The organism is Actinomadura terrae, assembly GCF_022751215.1.
In the GTDB taxonomy this organism is placed as follows: Bacteria; Actinomycetota; Actinomycetes; order Streptosporangiales; family Streptosporangiaceae; genus Spirillospora; species Spirillospora terrae.
Genome location: NZ_JAICDG010000013.1, coordinates 1 through 15,372, shown reverse-complemented (window position 1 = coordinate 15,372; position 15,372 = coordinate 1). Strand labels below are relative to the sequence as shown.

The 15,372-nt window shown below is 66.3% G+C and carries 14 protein-coding genes; 6 read left to right on the top strand and 8 right to left on the bottom strand.

Annotated features, from left to right (window positions below; all coding sequences use genetic code 11):
• Window positions 1-177: 177 nt before the first annotated feature.
• Window positions 178-702 (top strand): pentapeptide repeat-containing protein, encoded by a 525-nt coding sequence (locus K2F47_RS40185; RefSeq protein ID WP_242911519.1) that lies wholly within the window; start codon window positions 178-180, stop codon window positions 700-702.
• Between the two features lie 540 nt (window positions 703-1,242).
• Complete coding sequence (locus tag K2F47_RS40180; RefSeq protein ID WP_242911518.1) at window positions 1,243-1,854, top strand: DUF6000 family protein; 612 nt, start codon at window positions 1,243-1,245, stop codon at window positions 1,852-1,854.
• Here the strand turns inward: K2F47_RS40180 and K2F47_RS40175 are convergent.
• From K2F47_RS40175 to K2F47_RS40160, 4 genes are all read right to left on the bottom strand, one after another.
• Complete coding sequence (locus K2F47_RS40175) at window positions 1,829-2,251, bottom strand: hypothetical protein (RefSeq protein ID WP_242911517.1); 423 nt, start codon at window positions 2,249-2,251, stop codon at window positions 1,829-1,831. The two genes, K2F47_RS40180 and K2F47_RS40175, sit on opposite strands and share 26 nt — an antisense overlap.
• Window positions 2,252-2,865: 614 nt before the next feature.
• A complete protein-coding gene (locus tag K2F47_RS40170; RefSeq protein ID WP_242911516.1) occupies window positions 2,866-3,396 on the bottom strand; it encodes a hypothetical protein in 531 nt (176 codons plus the stop codon).
• Between the two features lie 157 nt (window positions 3,397-3,553).
• On the bottom strand, window positions 3,554-4,072 hold the full coding sequence (locus K2F47_RS40165; RefSeq protein ID WP_242911515.1) for a hypothetical protein: 519 nt from the start codon (window positions 4,070-4,072) through the stop codon (window positions 3,554-3,556).
• Window positions 4,073-4,700: 628 nt separating this feature from the next.
• Window positions 4,701-4,871, bottom strand: coding sequence for a hydrophobic protein (locus K2F47_RS40160; protein ID WP_242911514.1), 171 nt, complete (start codon window positions 4,869-4,871; stop codon window positions 4,701-4,703).
• Here K2F47_RS40160 and K2F47_RS41895 point away from each other — a divergent pair.
• Window positions 4,834-5,262, top strand: coding sequence for an SUMF1/EgtB/PvdO family nonheme iron enzyme (locus K2F47_RS41895; protein ID WP_372491016.1), 429 nt, complete (start codon window positions 4,834-4,836; stop codon window positions 5,260-5,262). The two genes, K2F47_RS40160 and K2F47_RS41895, sit on opposite strands and share 38 nt — an antisense overlap.
• Before the next feature lie 711 nt (window positions 5,263-5,973).
• On the opposite strand, the gene K2F47_RS40155 is transcribed toward K2F47_RS41895, so the two are convergent.
• Window positions 5,974-7,098 carry an MFS transporter gene (locus K2F47_RS40155; protein ID WP_242911513.1) on the bottom strand — a complete coding sequence of 375 codons (1,125 nt, stop codon included), beginning with the start codon at window positions 7,096-7,098 and terminating at the stop codon, window positions 5,974-5,976.
• A 212-nt stretch (window positions 7,099-7,310) separates the two neighbouring features.
• Between K2F47_RS40155 and K2F47_RS40150 the strand changes: the two genes are divergently transcribed.
• Window positions 7,311-7,682 carry a MerR family transcriptional regulator gene (locus K2F47_RS40150; protein WP_242911512.1) on the top strand — a complete coding sequence of 124 codons (372 nt, stop codon included), beginning with the start codon at window positions 7,311-7,313 and terminating at the stop codon, window positions 7,680-7,682.
• Between the two features lie 671 nt (window positions 7,683-8,353).
• Window positions 8,354-8,854, top strand: a complete 501-nt coding sequence (locus K2F47_RS40145) for a protein-tyrosine phosphatase family protein (protein WP_242911511.1) — start codon at window positions 8,354-8,356, stop codon at window positions 8,852-8,854.
• 583 nt (window positions 8,855-9,437) lie between these two features.
• On the opposite strand, the gene K2F47_RS40140 is transcribed toward K2F47_RS40145, so the two are convergent.
• The gene (locus tag K2F47_RS40140; protein ID WP_242911510.1) at window positions 9,438-9,797 is read right to left on the bottom strand and encodes a hypothetical protein; all 360 of its coding nucleotides are present in this window, start codon (window positions 9,795-9,797) and stop codon (window positions 9,438-9,440) included.
• A gap of 1,429 nt (window positions 9,798-11,226) precedes the next feature.
• On the bottom strand, window positions 11,227-11,694 hold the full coding sequence (locus K2F47_RS40135; RefSeq protein WP_242911509.1) for a hypothetical protein: 468 nt from the start codon (window positions 11,692-11,694) through the stop codon (window positions 11,227-11,229).
• 1,266 nt (window positions 11,695-12,960) lie between these two features.
• On the opposite strand from K2F47_RS40135, the gene K2F47_RS40130 reads away from it, so the two are divergent.
• Window positions 12,961-13,602 (top strand): DUF4360 domain-containing protein, encoded by a 642-nt coding sequence (locus tag K2F47_RS40130; RefSeq protein ID WP_242911508.1) that lies wholly within the window; start codon window positions 12,961-12,963, stop codon window positions 13,600-13,602.
• 95 nt (window positions 13,603-13,697) lie between these two features.
• Here K2F47_RS40130 and K2F47_RS40125 read toward each other — a convergent pair whose 3' ends face one another.
• Window positions 13,698-15,128 carry an aspartyl protease family protein gene (locus tag K2F47_RS40125; RefSeq protein ID WP_242911507.1) on the bottom strand — a complete coding sequence of 477 codons (1,431 nt, stop codon included), beginning with the start codon at window positions 15,126-15,128 and terminating at the stop codon, window positions 13,698-13,700.
• Window positions 15,129-15,372 lie beyond the last annotated feature (244 nt).

Genomic DNA, 15,372 nt, shown 5'->3' with positions numbered 1-15,372 from the left:
GCAGGGAACTCCCACGTATACCCGCAACGCCCTCGCGGCTTGCTTGAGCCGGATGCGATGCCAAGTCGCACGTCCGGTTCTGAGGGGGCCGGGACGCAGCGATGCGTCCCGGCTACCCGACACGACCCCGACCCCGGAGACGAACCCGCCGAGGGCCAGGACCCGGCTGAGCACGCGGTGGCCCGCAGGAGCTACCGGGCAGTCCGCGAGGTCCGTCACACCGTCATCCGCATCATCAGCGCGCACCTGCGCAACGGTGCCCCGGTGTCCTGGCGGGGGCACGACCTGGATTTCACCGACGTCGTCTTCGACGGCGGTGACTTCTCCCGCGCCGTCCTCACCAGCGGCGCCGTCTCCTTCCAGGGCGCCCGGTTCGTGGTCGCCACGGTCGACTTCAGGCACGCCCGGTTGAGTGGCGCCAGGGTCAGCTTCAGACACGCTCAGTTCGAGGGCGGCGCGGTCAACTTCGGAGGCGCCTGCTTCGGGGACGGGCCGGTCAACTTCACGGCGGCTCGGTTCCGGGACGGCACGGTCAACTTCGGCGGCGCCGAGTTCGAGGGCGGCACGATCGGCTTCAGGGAAGCTCGGTTCGAGGGCGGCAGGGGCAACTTTCAGCAAGCTCGGTTCAACGCTGGTCGGGTCAGTTTCAGAGACGCTCAGTTCGAGGGCGGCAGGGTCGACTTCAGGCACGCTCAGTTCTAGGGCAGCGTGGTCAACTTCACCGGCACGGCCAGGCAACGGCCCGAGGGCTTGCCAAACGGTATGGCCGACCATCTGTCGTAAAACGATCGTCCCGGCCGGATCCGTTCGTTGCTGCGGCACCGGTGAACGGTGGGGGCGGGTGACGCGACTGACCGGCTTAGGTGGCGCCGCACGGCGCGGCAGAGGAGCCGGACCGTCGCGCCGAGGGCTCGATGGCCGAAACGGGAGCAGGCGGCCGGACTCTGGCCGATCAGACGGTCGTTGACCGTTGCGAGCATCACCGCCGTGGTCGGCCGTCCTCGGGACGGTGGCCGGCGTCGGGGCGTTGTTCGCGTTGGTGATGGCCTACCAGCGGCAACTCCTCGGCCTGGAGGGCTTCGGGCAGACCCGGCGCGGGAGGGTCTCAGCGTGGCCCGCGGTGGAATGCAGCAGGGAAGCTCGAGGATCCAACGCGCGTCATACGGCGATCCAGATGGCCAGGTCGGGAGATCTGGGCTGCTTGCCTGAACGGCTAGCCGTCTCACCGGTCAGGATGAGGGGATGACCTTCCGTGTTCCCGGCACGCCGCAGGACATGGCCCTTGTCCGCCGCTATGTGATCTGGGGTTCCGGACCGTACGCGGCCAGCCGTTATCGCAGTCTGCGTGACCCGGTACGGTCCGACAGGCCTGATCGCGATGTCTTTGAGCGCGCCTTGGCGAGTGATGCGCGCCAGGTCAGCGATGAGGATCTGGAGACTTTGCTGGAGTTGGACTGGCGGTCCCGGATCACTGCCGGGTGGCTCATCGCGCTGGATCGGCGCACCCAGTTCAGGGACGCCCTAGGTGAGCTGTTGCTGGCCAGCGAACTGGCCTTTGCGGGAATCGGCTACTGCATCGCCCTGGTCCGCTTCGCCCAACCCGAAGACGCCGACATTCTCGCCGCTTACCTGGACCGGTACCTGCGACGGTCGGACTGCTACTACGACCAGGACGCGGCCCTCGGTGGCCTGCTCCATCTGGACGCCGAACTTGGCACCGCCCGCGCTGATCGGTTCCTTGATCTCTGGCCCGACTCGGTATTCGCTGACCAGGACCCCTTCGAGAACCGACGCCGTACCGCCGGCTTCTGCGCCTTCGCCGAACGCGTCATGAACCAGGGTTCCCGCTTCTGACACCGCACCGGCTCCAGACGCGGTTGACCTCGTCCCGGGTCACCGTCCGATGCTGCCGGTGATCCGGGCGGATCTTCTGATCGGTGTCGTAGAGGTCGACCTCGCGGCCGATCAGGAAGAGTTCGATGGGGACGCCGAGGCGGTCGCCGGTTTTGATCAGGTATTTGCCGCGTCCGGGGTGGCGGGCGCCGGGTTGCCAGGAGTCGGGGGCCGACCAGGAGGTGACGAGTTGCTGTTCAGGGCCGGTGAGCGGGGTGATCTCGTTGACGCGCGCCAGTTCGCGGGGTGGGAGGCCGGCCAGGACGGTGATGGCCGACCGGTCGGCGAAGCCTTGGGCTTTGACGCGGTCCTCCTCGGTGGCGAGCGAGTCGAGGTCGGCGAGGGAGTGGGTGATCATGATGGAGGCCATGCCCTTGCGCGATGGCGCGGCGGAGCTGGCTGGGGTCGGTGACGGTGACTGTCGCGTGCAGCGACACCAGGCAGACGCTGGCATCCATGGCCACCGCCCCGCCAGAACGTGCGCGCGGACGTCCTGGCCCGGCTTGTTGCGCCGGGCCCGTTCCCCAAACGCGTCACGCTCCTTTACCGGGCGCTTCCTGCGGCAGCCGCCAGCCGTGTCCTCCAGCAGGAGGTGAACGCGGCGGTGTTCCGCTCCCGATTCCGCCGCCGCACCGGACGCGACGAAATCGCCCGCGAAAGCTGCGACTCCGCCCGCGCCCGCCAGGCCGCCGCCGAGGAGATGGAGCTACGCCGCCCCTGGACGCCGGAGCAATGCGGATCTACGCGGATGGTGCCCAGACGGGGGGCCTGCCGTGCGGCGCAACTAACCGCCTCGGTCCAGATCCGGTTGACCTGCTGCGTCATGGCCGCCGTGCTGGATAGCTCTGATATCCGACGGTGCCGTTACGCCGGATTCAGGCAGTGATTCGCAGGGGCGCCAGGCACATGCGACGAGGATTCAGCTGTACCGCGAGCGGACCAGGTATCGGGCGCGGGAGTTCGTGCGGAACGCTAGAGGCCGATCGTCAACGTCCCTACCGCTGTGAGCTGTGAGGCTCCCGTGGTGGCGCACGCGATCGGGTCGGGTTGTAGGCCGACACCGAGGGATTTGGCCGGAAGGCCGGTGAATGTTCCCGAGGTGATCGAACCCATGGCCACGACCTGGATGTTGCCGCCGATCCTGTTGACGACCCTGTTGTAGGAGAAGGTGCTCGGCTGGAGGTCGCTGTTGTTCCAGTGGAAGACACGCGTGCCGCTACCGGCCGACAGGATGCCAGTGCATGTCGCAGCCGTCGCCGAGCCCGACTCGTGGTAGGAGCCGGTGCGGGCCGCCGGGTTGGTGCAGTTGACGAGCTGGCCGCTGACGTCGAACGTCACCGTCTGCGGAGTGTTGGTCAGCGGCGGATCGTAGGTGACGACCTCGGTCAGGTCGCATAGCTGGCCGGCCACGGCATGGGCGGCCGGGGCCACCGCCACCAGCGCCGGTGCCGCACCGGCCAGGCAGGCACCGGCGGCTGTGGCGGCTACTCTGATGATCCTCATCACGGGCCCTCCCTTTTCTGGACCTTCGGCTCACGGCGTGCATGGCGCAAATCCGCGTCGACTACCGTCCGAGAGTTCTGTGCACGCTAAGTGGCTTTGCTCTCGCTCTACTGGGACGATGAGACCCAAGCAGCCGGGAACGGTAAAAGACCACAGATCAAAGGCCGATCTCCAGGGTCCCAGTGCCGAAAAGCCGGGAAACACCAGCACCGGAGCAGGCGATGGGGTCGGGTGCAAGCACGGTGATCGCTTCTTTGGCATTTTCACCGCCGAACAGCCCGCCTGGGCGGATCGACCCGGCGGCAACGTAAACGATGTTGCCGTTGAGGCGCGTCGAGGACCAGCTGTAGGACATGACGCTGGTCCCTCCGTTGGTCCACACGAACGTGCGCGTGGCGTTTCCCGGGGTGAACAGGTTTGTGCATGACGCCCCCGGCACCGTGCCGCTCTCGGCGTAGCCGCCGGAGGGATGGGTCCTGTCGGTGCAGCCGTTGAGCTGCCCCTCGGCGGTGTAGGCGAGGGTCTGCGGCGTGTTCGTCAGAGGCGGGTCCCAGGTCAAAACCACATTGTCGAGACAGCTTTGATCAAGGATCAGTGCGTGTGCGGCGTGCGAGGGCGCGACCAGCACACCGGCGGCGAGAACCGGGACTGCCGCGAGCGACGAGATCGTATTCATGTCGGCACTTCCATGGATGACGCGCTGCCTGTCCGTAACGTCATGAGATTGACCGCATTCGCATTGTTGCCACAGCAGGTCATGCCGCCAAGTGCGTCTCGATAAGAAACCCCTTGCCTGCTAGTGAGTCTGCTGCCGCTGTCAGGACGTAGCGGACTGCGCCGTCCACGGGCGCGCATGCACCGGGGCGTGACCTGCTGCGTCGCCCCCGCATCGATCCCGACCCTGCCGGACCTGCTATGGGTCATCGGCCAGGAGATCAGCGTCACGTTTATGGACGCGACTGGTCCCGGGACGCGTGCCGGGTTTCGTGCCAAGACGGCACCCCTGGGCCCTGACACCCCCGGTGGGGCGGGTACCCGCACAGTTGTCTTCGGCCCGCGAACCGTATGCGGCCTGAGCGGCTGGAGCCTGATTCACTGCCTGGGTATGCGAGGCGGCGTGCTGGGAGATCCTTGGATGCCTGGTTCCGGAACATTAAGGATTTATGGCACGCCGCCTCGCTGGTGTCCCTGCCCCCGGAGCAGGCGAGTAATCTCCGAGGAACGAAGGCAAGGGGCACGCCATCATCGGCGTGCCCCTTGCATAGGGGTGCTTGCTCTCGTTTCTCCGAGGGCGTCTCAGGTGGTCACCAGCGGTACCAGCGGCCACGTCGGCCGCCAGTCCCGGTGGGCCGAACGACAAAGCCGATCAGCCAGATCAGTAGGACCGCGATCGCGAGCCACCAGAGGATTTTCAGTGCGAACCCTGCGCCGAGCAGGATGAGGATGAGCAGCAGGACCAGTAGCAGCGGAACCATGATGTGTTACCTCCCGGCGCCGGTATGCCCTCCGGTTACCGATGTATTCCAAAGACCTTGCCGACCCACCTCTGGAGCGGCTGCGAACGGCGTTCCACATCGACGCGTTCCCTGCTACGCCCGGGTCGTCGCCGCGACCCACGACAAGCCGCAGCAGCACTGGGAGGACGGCCAGATCCCCGAAGCGCCCGACAACCATCCGGTGGTCTTCGTCTCCTGGCACGACACCCAGGCGTACGCCCAGCGATGCGCCAAAGCCCGTCCTAGCGGCCAGCGATGGGAGAGCAGCCAGAGGGACGCGCGGCGAGGTCTACCCCCCCGGGGGCAACCAGCGGACTCCCGCGGAGGTCACCTGCCGAGAGGGCGGCAAGCGCAGCACCACCCCCGTTGAACTGCTACGCAAGCGGTGTCGGCCCGTACGGCGTGTACGACATGTGCGGCAACACCTGGGACTGGTGCCCGACCGAGTCCGAACCCGGCCGTTCGCGAGCCCCTTCCTGCGCTGTGCGCCCTCCACGTTCAACGACGCCTCAGCAGACATGCTCGACGACGACACCGGCTTTCGCTGCGTGACCCCCGCCGGGACGATGCGAGCCCTGCTCAACCTGAAGAGTCAGCCAACCAAGCCCTGACATCACACCCAGCGGGCCGGACCGGATGAGAAGTTCTCTACGTCTTCAAGGGCGTCCGCTTCGCGGTCGCCCGCCCCAGCGCAAGCGGGAGCCTGAAGCCCAAGCTCCTCACCGGCCGAGCAGCCCTCCCCGCTTCCGGCGCCAAGGTCAGTTCCGTCGAGCCGCTCGATGGCCGGGATCGATGCCGCTGGCCAGTTCCCGACTTGTACGGGGACCTCGCGCGGGGCCTCGCGACGGGCCATTGCAGGCAGGCAGGTGCTGCCCGTCCGCCAGCCAAGACTACGAGGCCCCGGCCCCCGTACACGTCCGGACCGTCCAGCTTCAAGGCGCAAGGACTTGTCACGAATCTTCGCAGCTCCATGATTCTGCGTTAGGAGCGCGGTGCCGCTTCGCGGCTTCCACCGGGAAATCGAAGGTCTTGCGCTTGTTCCTCGCCACAAGGCGGCGGATGCAAGAGGCGACGCCGGCGATCACGACAGCGCGCCGTTTTCGGCTGTCTGGTGTCGCGCGTCCGGCTCGGAGGCGGTCTCGCGTTCGAATGTGCGGCTGGTGAATCCGTGTCGACGTGCGCCGATGACGATGGCGAGCGCCGGGAGCAGGAGCGCGAGTGTGATCCAGCTCAAGGAAGGGGGTCCCAGCACGTTGAGGGTGATACCGCCGATGATCCCGCCTGCGGCGATCGCGATGTTCCAGCATGTGGTGAGGAGTGCTTGTGCGACGTCGCCCGCTGCGCCTGCGGCGTCAGCGATCGCGGTTTGCAGCAGGGTTGAGGCGCCGCCGAACGCGAGTCCCCACAGGGCTGCACTGGCGTAAACGAGGGCGGGGTTGCCAGAGAAGACGCTCAGCATGAGAGCGGCTGTGGCCAGGAGCGCGCAGGCCAGGATCATGAGCATGCGCAGGTGCCGGTCGATGAGTACGCCGGTGAGCCAGATGCTCACGAGCGAGACCAGGCCGAAGGTGAGCAGCACCGAATCGACCTGACCCGCCATGCCGAGCGGGGCCAGGAACGGGGCGATGTAGGTGAAGAGGATGTTGTGTGCGAACACGAACGTCGACGTCACGACGAGGATCGGTGCGACTCCGGGCAGACGGAACGTGTGGGCCAGCGGCAGTCGTGCGCCCTTGGATTGGCCGGGGAAGTCCGGAACGGTGGCGATCACCCACACGATCAGTGCGAGAGTGACCAGCGTGATGACCCCGAACGCGAATCGCCATTCGACGGCCTTGGCGAGGAACGCGGCTGCGGGGACCCCGACGGACAGCGCAACGGTCCCGCCCGCCATCGCGATGGCCATGGCCTTGCCGCGCTGGTGCGCGGGAACCATCCTCCGGGCGTAACCGGCAAGGAGCGCCCAGAGCATGCCGCCGACGATCCCGCCGAGGAGCCGCGCGGCCAGGGTGAGCGCGAAACTGTCGGAAAGGGCCGTGACCGTGTTGGCGACCGCGAACCCGGAGATCGCGAACAGCAGCAGGTGCTTGCGTCGCCAGCCGATCGTGGCTCTCGTGAGAGGGACCGCCGCGAGAATCGCCCCGATCGCGAAGACCGTGACGCTCTGCCCCGCAGCCGCCTCGCTCACTCCCAGGTCGCGGCTCATCTGCGACAGCATCCCAGCGGGCATCGTCTCCGTCAGGAGCGTGATGAAGCCCGTGGCAGCCAGAGCCAGCAGACCCGCGAGCGGGAACCGTGCGTCAGCGGCGGAAGGGGATGGTGCTGTATCCGTTCGTGGCATACCCGATCATCAATGTGTGACATTGGTGTGAGGGTCAAGTCCGGCTGCATCGCAGCCCAGACACGAAGGGTGTGGGGATGAAGATCGGTGAGCTCTCCCAGCGCACGGACACGCCGGTGCGGATGCTCCGCTACTACGAGGAGCAGGGGCTGATCCACTCCGAACGGCTCCCCAACGGGTACCGGATCTACGAGGACTACGTTGTCGACCGGGTGCGGCAAGTGCGGGGCCTCCTCGAAGTCGGCCTGCCCACCCGGATCATCAAGCAGATCCTTCCCTGCCTGGACAGCTCAAGGGCGATACACCTGCCGTACGTCACCCCGGACATGATTGCGACACTCGAACACGAACGCGACCGCATGGAAGAGAAGATCGAATGCCTCACGAAAAACCACAGAGCCATCAACGACTACCTCGAAGCCGTGAGCCACGAAATCCGAGATTCCTGATAAGACGCCCCAGTACGTCCATGCGGACCGCACGCTGTCGCAACTCGGGAGGGTAGGGGCTTCCGTGCCATGACTCGATCACCCTCTCGATCGAGTCTCCAACGACCCTGGGGCGGCTCAAACAGGCTCACGGGATCACGCGACCCAACACGCGCCACCTGGGCGAGAGCACCAAGGCCCAGGATTGTCGGTAGTTCGGGCCGTGGTCGGCCCTGCGCTCCGGGTCCCCTTGCCGCCGGAGTATGCGGGCCCTGTCGTTGTTCCGAACAGGCCGAAGGTGGTCAGGTCAGCGGCTACCGCGACGGGCCATTAGGCAGGGTGAACAAGGGTCAGTCGCGGTCACTTGCGGTACGGTGCTACGCCAGGTCAGCGGGGTTAGCAGGGGAGATCGAAGCTCTTCCCAAGCGGACAGCCTGGACTTCGCTGGGGAAGGGTGCTTTACCGCGACGGAGGTCCGCAGCGGCTTATGCGGCACACGTCAGCGCGTGGGGTGGTTGGGCGTGTGGTGGTGAATCGCGGGTTGCTGATGGGGCGTATTGGGGGAGTCGGCCGCTCATGGCGGTCATCTCCCGCTATGCCGAAATCAGCGGTTCTGGTTGTAGCGTGAGGGCGTGTTCGGTTGATCTTGCCCGGCCTCCGGTGGTCCGGGTGGCGCTGGCGGGAGTGAGGCCATGCGGACCAAGGGCCGAGGAGCGCCCGATGCGGGGACGCCGTGGGATGAGATCGTCCCGTTGCTGTGGATGGGCGGCCACTACTACCGGGACCCGGTGGGAAACCGGGCGCCGGCCATCGTGGGTGACGAGTTCGACCTAGTGATCAGCTTGTACGTACGTGAGGGACACGGTCCAAGCGGCGGCGTCGACCACCAGTGTGTGGAAGTTCCCGATGGGCCGCTGACCGCTGAGCAGATCGCGGCGGTCTGTCGGGCAGCAGAACTGGCGGTGGAGGTGATCGGCCAAGGCAGGCGCGTGCTGGTCCGCTGTCATTCCGGGTACAACCGATCCGGTCTCGTCATCGCCCACGCACTCACGCTGTCGGGTTACAGCACCGAGGACGCCATCTTCCTAGTTCGTCATCGCCGATCGAAGTGGGCGCTGAACAACTCCTTGTTCGTGGACTACCTGAACACTGGACTCGGAGTGGCGCGCTTGCTTGCCGGGCTCGAAGCCTGACCCGATGGCCTATGTCAGTGCCAACTTCCAGCTGGGTTGGCCATGGCCGTGGGTGAACACGCAATAGGGTCGCTGCATGTCACAAGGCACGCATGGACGCCGCTGATCTTGCTACGGATCAGACCGCGATGGTTGCTCATCACTGACACTGGGCCTCTCGCGTTCATCCTCCGCCGTGCCCGCTACGTGCCCGATTTCTCGCCGGAGCCGCGCTGGCGCGGCGCCGGTCGGGGTGGACGGGGGGCTGGGTCGGTGCGTCTGAGTGGGTGCTGGTGGAGTACTGGCTGTTGTGGGGGGCCGGACTGCCTGCGGGCTTTGACGGCCCCACCACAGCCGTCCAGCGGCTGGACTAGTGGGCGGGCCCGGCAACTGCGCCCCCGGCGGCACCGCCGGACAGATGGCGGGGCAGGCAGTGGCGGGCGCGGTGGCGGGTGGGCTGGTGGCGGTGAGCAGAGCCGAGTACGGGGTGCTGCTGGCCAACGCCGCGTGTCTTCCTGCGGCCCGGCTGCGAGGGATCGCAGAGCGGTCATGGGGCCGGTCCCGGCCGCCGAGGCGGCCGGGACCGTTGAGAGGGACAGGGTGGTCAGTCGGCGCAGATGGCGTAGACGCTGATGCCGACGTCGTTGTAGCCGATCTGGCGGCCGAGTGCGATCCAGCCGCGGGCGTCGTCGGTGGGGAACGATCCGACCAGGATCGCGCCGTTGCCCCGGGCTTCGGCTCCGCCCCCCAGGACGTGCTTGCTGCCCGGGCAGTACAGCACCCGGCGCTGGAAGTTGGGGACGTTGGCGTTGGGCAGGATGACCAACTGGTAGCCGGGCGGGAGGGCGGCGGCGGGCTTGGCGGGGGCGGCAGTGGTGTGGGCGTTGGCCGCTCCGGCGGTGACCAGGCAGGTCGCGGCGGTGGCCGCGGCCAGGGCCAGGGCGGTGGACTTCATCGACAGCATCTGCTCTCCTTTGGCGATGGTTCCACGCCGCCGGTGGCCCCAGGGCACGGCCGTGACACAAAGATCCCAGGGGAGCGGGCGGTGCGGAATCCAGTAAGGGTCGACACGAGAAGTGTTGGTGACGTCACAGTCGGTTTCAATGGGTATTTGTGGTCGTTTGATTACGGAGAGTGTACAAATGGTGATTACGGACGGTATCCAGGTGGGTGCGGTTCCGTCGCCTGCGGTGATGGCACGCGGATAGGGGACGCCTGTCCAGATCCGGTCGCGCCGTGCCGTGAGCGGACAGAGCGCCTGCTCCGGGGAGTTGCTGCCCGAGGCCTTGAGCCCTAGGCGAGCCACCATCAGCGCGACGTCGCCGTCGGCCACCGGGCGAAACCCTCTTCAGTGCTTCGGACGCTTGGACGATCGTGAGGACTCGTGCGGTCCAGGTCCGAGCCCGTTCACCTAACGAGCCGTTGGACGAAGGCGCGGACGGCCGTCGCGGTGGGCTGGGCTCCGGGAGCTGCCGCGGCGCCCAGCCTGGTCAATGAGGGGCTGGGGCGGCGCGTGTGAGCGGGCACGGGCGGTGGTGCGGCGGCCGGTGCCGGTGTGGGGGGCTTTGGCGGGCACGTTCGCCGTCGCCGTGGTGATAGCGGGAATGGATCTGCTGGACGTGCATGGGATCAAGCGCGAGCGGTAGATCGGTTCCAAGGTGCTATTCGAGCCGGTGAAGTTGGCGTTCGTTGGCCGGATTGGGCGGCCTGGTCGTGTTGGTAGGTGGCGCATCGCGAGCAGCGCACCGACGAGGAGGCCAAGTTGCCCAGCGAACGGTTCACCGCCGCGGTCGCCCAGCTCGGCGACGCCTCGCCCGCCGTTCAGCTGGGCGGGGTGCCGGCCCCGGCGAAGACCAGCATGCGCGTGTCCGAGTCGTGGACGGCAAGGTCGACTTCGGGTACGCCAAGTCCGAGGCTGCTTCGGGACGAGCCGCCGAACGATCTGGACTCGGCCAAGGTTCGGGCCCTCCGCGACCGACTCGCCGCGCTGCGGCCGTTGCCGGCGTCGCCCCTGCGACCGCTCAGGGACGGGCTCGAGGGCGAGCGCTGGCCTGCACACTCGGCAACTGGCCTTCGCGCTGGTACAGCCGGTTTCGGTGTCGCATCGGTGAACAGGTGGGCCGCTCCCTAGGGGGCGCTTTCCTGATTACGACGTAGAGAGGCGGGGAGCACGCTGCGCGTTGAGGCATCGCCCCAGCTGTTTCGGCTCCGCACGCCCTTCGCGTTGGCCCTCCTGGCCGCGGACGGTGACCTTGGCTGATGCCCGTACGACTTCCCGTCTCGATGCGGTTGGCTCCGAGTGCGAAACCATGGCCGACGGCATTTCGTTGGGTGATCCCGCGCATCGCAATCGGTGATCAACGCGGCAACCGCTGAAGGTTGGAGTTGACTGGCTACTGAGCGTCCCACCAACGGGGGGCTTCATCGTCTGGTGTCTCAGGGCTTGCGAAGTGGAACGGAACATCAAATCGCTCCGCCAGCGCTCGTCCTACAGAGCTTGCCTCCGCTGCCTCCGGCCAGGGCGGGACCTGGCCGTTGAACGCCCGCAAATCCGAGCCGTGCTGGACGTAGGCGAGGTGGTGTTCTGCTTTGGGGGCGAGCGTGATGGCGAGCAACAGGACGAACCACCCCTCAGAGTCTCCGTCCCATACGGCTTCGATGGCGGCCGGACGGTGCGGCAGCAGTCGGACCTTGGTGGTCAGCGCTTCGAGATCGAGGGGCGGGGTGGGGGAACGGTGGAAGCGTTTGCCAAGGGCCGCATAGCGTTCGGCGACCAGATCCAGGCAGTCATATAGGCCGGGGCGGGGCGCCTCGTCGAGGCTGTCGCGAACTGTCTTCAAGGCCTCGATCTGGCGGTCCATCCTGACGAGGGTGTCCACCTGGTCCTGGGCCTGAGGGGTGAGCATGGCCCAGAGTCGACTATGCATGCTCATATTCAACCGTAAAGCCGGTGGACGCGTTCGATGCGTTTGATCGGCCGCCCGGGCTCCGCGTGCCGGGTGTGCGACGTCCGCTTACGCGCCGCCGCGGCGCCTGTCCCCTCCTTGTATATGCGGTAGATGAATGCTGTGGACTGGGAGGCTTGCCTGTGAGCGTGCGGAAATCGGCGCAGGTCGTCTTCGACGAGGTACTGAAGGTCCAGGTCGCGCCCACCTTCAGGGAGTTGGTTTCAAGGGGCCAGGGCAGTCTTATCGTGTGGACGTGCCTGACTACTGGGTGATGCGGGCATCCAGTCCTCTCGATACGCGACCACGCACTTCCTGCCGCGCAACAGGGGTCGGGACGGGTGGTGGTGCTGAGGCGTTCGATGACAACATGGCGTCATGCCGTCCAGCCGAAACTGCCGATGAGTCGGAGATCGCCAGGTCACCTGCGGGGTAACCAGTACGCCAAGCACGAGAAGCCGCCTTCGCGCATCCCCGAGGGCGTGTCGGCGAAGGTGCTTCGGCAGATCGAGCACGCCGCACGGACGGGTCGTAGTCCATCGGTCGAGGAGATGGGTACCGCGCTCTCCGCGTTGAGTTGGTTCCTTGGACGGCGGCACGGGCGATGGTTGGTCCTGGATCCGGATACGTATTGTCCATGCCATGATCCCCGAGAAGCGCTGGATACTCTCCACGCGATTGTCCAAACTCTCCCCAGGTCGGCCAGACGTCAGGTCGAGGCGGTCCTGTCTCCGCTTGTTGAAGAGTTTCGTGAACGGACCCTGCCGAATCCGTTGGCCGAGGGAGATCAAGCCTGGTGGTGGCGGCGCATCGGCGAGCGCTAGGTCCTGGAGATGTGCCGACGGGTAGCGGTCCCGGTTAGTGGTCGTGCTTAACCGGCCGGGGCGGTGTCCGCATCACCGGCTGAAGCCGCTTTGTGTGGTGGGGTCGAGCGTCGTCGGTGGATTCGTTTGCTAGGGGACGTGGCCTGCGCGATCGGTGTTTATGGTCAGCCTGGCCGGAGTGGGCTCAACCCCTTGAAATTATTCAGAGGGGGTGAGTTGAAAATTGAGGCTTTACAGCGATGGCAGTGAAAGTTACTCTGCGTCCAGTTTCTGAATTGCATGCGTTGGCGGCTGGTAGGAGGTACTGGCTGCTTAGGACGTCCGAAAGAGATGCCTGCCCTTAGCTTGGAGGAGTCGCGTGCGCAAGGTAATGTCCGTTCTAGGCGTGGCCGTTGCGGCGATTTCCGTGACCGCGATGCCGGCTAGCGCTGGTTCTCGACTTGTTCTCGGCCCAGAAGCGGTTACCGTCAAGCTCTTGTCCGTCGCCGGTTCCGGATGCCCGGCCGACACTGTCTCGGTAAAGCTCAAGTCCCACAGTGATCTTATTGAGATCGGTTACAGCTACTATGTGGCGCAGGCCGGCGGTTCGTCGAGCCCCACCGAATCGCGTAAGAATTGTCAGGTCAGTCTAGACGTGCGTTACCCGCAGGGCTTCGTCTACGCGATCTCGCAAGTGAGGAACTATGGCTACGCCGCTCTACGGGATGGTGCAACAGCCCTCTATGCAAGCGCCTTCTACTTCCAAGGAGCTGCGGACCCAAGGGAGCTTCCGCACGAGTTGCCCAGTGGCTCGAAAGGTGTCTGGGTATTCACCGAAACCGTGCCGGAGCAACAACTCGTCTGGACGCGATGCGGCGAAGCGCGTGCGCTGAACATACGCACAGATTTGCGGGTCAAGCTGGGGACATCTGATGCGACGAAGGTCAGTCTAATTACCATCGATTCCGCGGATGATGTCCCTGGAACGTCCTACCAGCTTGTCTGGAAGAAGTGCCCGTAGCCTGCGATGCCCTCTGTGCGAGGCTCGGTGGTCGAGCTGTTCTTTCGGTGGAGGTTCGGTCTCGGGTACCTATATGACGCCCTGCCCGGCGATGATCAGTTGGCTTTGCCGCGGGCGATGTAGAGGTTCATGTTGGTAAAGTCGACGGTGACGTTGTAGGGCTTGAAGAAGCAGTGGGCGAAGTAGCCCGTCTGGTCGTACCCCGGGCCGTACGGCCATGGCACGTTGATCGGCATGTTCGGGTCCATCTCGGCGTAGACGTCGTTGGCGACGGCGTCGCCTAGGCGGAGCTCCTTCGGGTAGCAGGGGTAGGTGGTGGTCGGGTGGCCGTGGCCGGACGTCTGGATCGGACGGTCGTAGTCGGTGCGGATGCCCAGCCGCTTCGCAACGTCGCCGGGCATGCCCGCGACTATTTCGCCGTTTCCGCCGAGGTTGACGCCCATCACCCGCGGGCCTGAGCCGGCGAGGCTGCCGATGCTCGCGAGGTCGTGGTCACGGGACATCCACAGTGGGAGAGCTTTGACACCCGCCTGTGCCGCGTCGGCGCGGACCTTCTTGACCGCCTCGGGGGTCGGGCGGCGCAGGATGAGGGATTGGCCCGCGTAGTCGAAGGTGGTCAGCAGGTGGTAGAAGACCCAGGTGCCGATGAGGCCGTCGTTGAGCTTGGGGGGCGCGTCGTCGGCCGATTCCGCTTCCGACCAGTTCACGGGGACGTTGCGCAGTTCGATGCCGCCCAGCTTGAAGGAGTCCAGCACCCCGTAGTAGGACACCATTTTGTGGCCTTCGAAGTCACTCTCCTCCTGGTACACGGGGCGCAGCCCGGCCTGCCTGGCCACTTGCGCGGACATGCCCAGCCATCCGGCGCCGGTGTAGAAGCTGAAGAGCTTCGGCGGCCCGCCGTTGACCGAGACTTCGATCTGCGGACCCGGGTCCGTCTGCTCCCATTTCACACGGCCGATGTCGCCGTGCACCTGGTACGCGTCGCCGCCGAGGGCCGCGAACCATTTGGCGTAGGCCACCTCGCCGGCCGCCTGCCAGTGCGGTACGGAGAGGGAGAACTTGTCCTGCCGGATGTAGCAGTCGCCCAGGAGCGTGTTGGCCTCCTTGTCGTCGGGCGCCAGCTTGAGGGCCATCGCGAGGTACTTCTCGGCTTCGGGGAACTTGTTGGCCAGTAGCCCGACGTAGCCTCGCTGGCGGGCCGCGTGAAGGTTCGTGGGGTCCTTCTTCAGGATCTCCTCGTACGCGCGGCCGGCCTGCTCGAACTTCCCGGCATTGAACAACGCGTCCGCGTCACCGCGGGTGCGCGCCTTGGCCGCCCCGCCTACCAGCGGTGCCGCCGCGACGGCACCGGCCATGACGGCCGCGCCTCGCAACAGCGAACGCCGACCCCACGAGCCGTCATCAGCCATGACCTTCTCCTCTTCGACGATCACCTTCCGAAGCCGCGGCATCATGCCGCCGGCACGGACCGTTGCGGTCCATGGCGCCCTATCGAAGCCCGACGAGTGTTGCGCGGGCGTATGCATTTTTCGATACGTGCGCGATAAACCCCCGGCCTGGCCGGTTGGGGACGCTGCGGGGGTGCGGCGCCCGGAGCTGGTGCGATGTCGTTTCTTTGGTGGATCGAGGTGCTAGCGGTGGATTCGTCTAAAGGTCGTCCCGTAACGATCCTGATGGCACGGGGTGAATGGCGATCGGGAATTGGGCGGCCCGCCGCGCGCCCTCATACGGTCATGGTCAGGTTCCGCATGAGGGCGATGCCGCGAGTGG

Bases quoted from the DNA above. Each gene is read 5' to 3' on its own strand.
- K2F47_RS40180 (WP_242911518.1), top strand. From the start codon at position 1,243: ATGACCTTCCGTGTTCCCGGCACGCCGCAGGACATGGCCCTTGTCCGC.
- K2F47_RS40175 (WP_242911517.1), bottom strand. From the start codon at position 2,251: ATGATCACCCACTCCCTCGCCGACCTCGACTCGCTCGCCACCGAGGAG.
- K2F47_RS40170 (WP_242911516.1), bottom strand. From the start codon at position 3,396: ATGAGGATCATCAGAGTAGCCGCCACAGCCGCCGGTGCCTGCCTGGCC.
- K2F47_RS40165 (WP_242911515.1), bottom strand. From the start codon at position 4,072: ATGAATACGATCTCGTCGCTCGCGGCAGTCCCGGTTCTCGCCGCCGGT.
- K2F47_RS41895 (WP_372491016.1), top strand. From the start codon at position 4,834: ATGAGGATGAGCAGCAGGACCAGTAGCAGCGGAACCATGATGTGTTAC.
- K2F47_RS40160 (WP_242911514.1), bottom strand. From the start codon at position 4,871: ATGGTTCCGCTGCTACTGGTCCTGCTGCTCATCCTCATCCTGCTCGGC.
- K2F47_RS40155 (WP_242911513.1), bottom strand. From the start codon at position 7,098: ATGAGCCGCGACCTGGGAGTGAGCGAGGCGGCTGCGGGGCAGAGCGTC.
- K2F47_RS40150 (WP_242911512.1), top strand. From the start codon at position 7,311: ATGAAGATCGGTGAGCTCTCCCAGCGCACGGACACGCCGGTGCGGATG.
- K2F47_RS40145 (WP_242911511.1), top strand. From the start codon at position 8,354: ATGCGGACCAAGGGCCGAGGAGCGCCCGATGCGGGGACGCCGTGGGAT.
- K2F47_RS40140 (WP_242911510.1), bottom strand. From the start codon at position 9,797: ATGCTGTCGATGAAGTCCACCGCCCTGGCCCTGGCCGCGGCCACCGCC.
- K2F47_RS40135 (WP_242911509.1), bottom strand. From the start codon at position 11,694: ATGGACCGCCAGATCGAGGCCTTGAAGACAGTTCGCGACAGCCTCGAC.
- K2F47_RS40125 (WP_242911507.1), bottom strand. From the start codon at position 15,128: ATGCATACGCCCGCGCAACACTCGTCGGGCTTCGATAGGGCGCCATGG.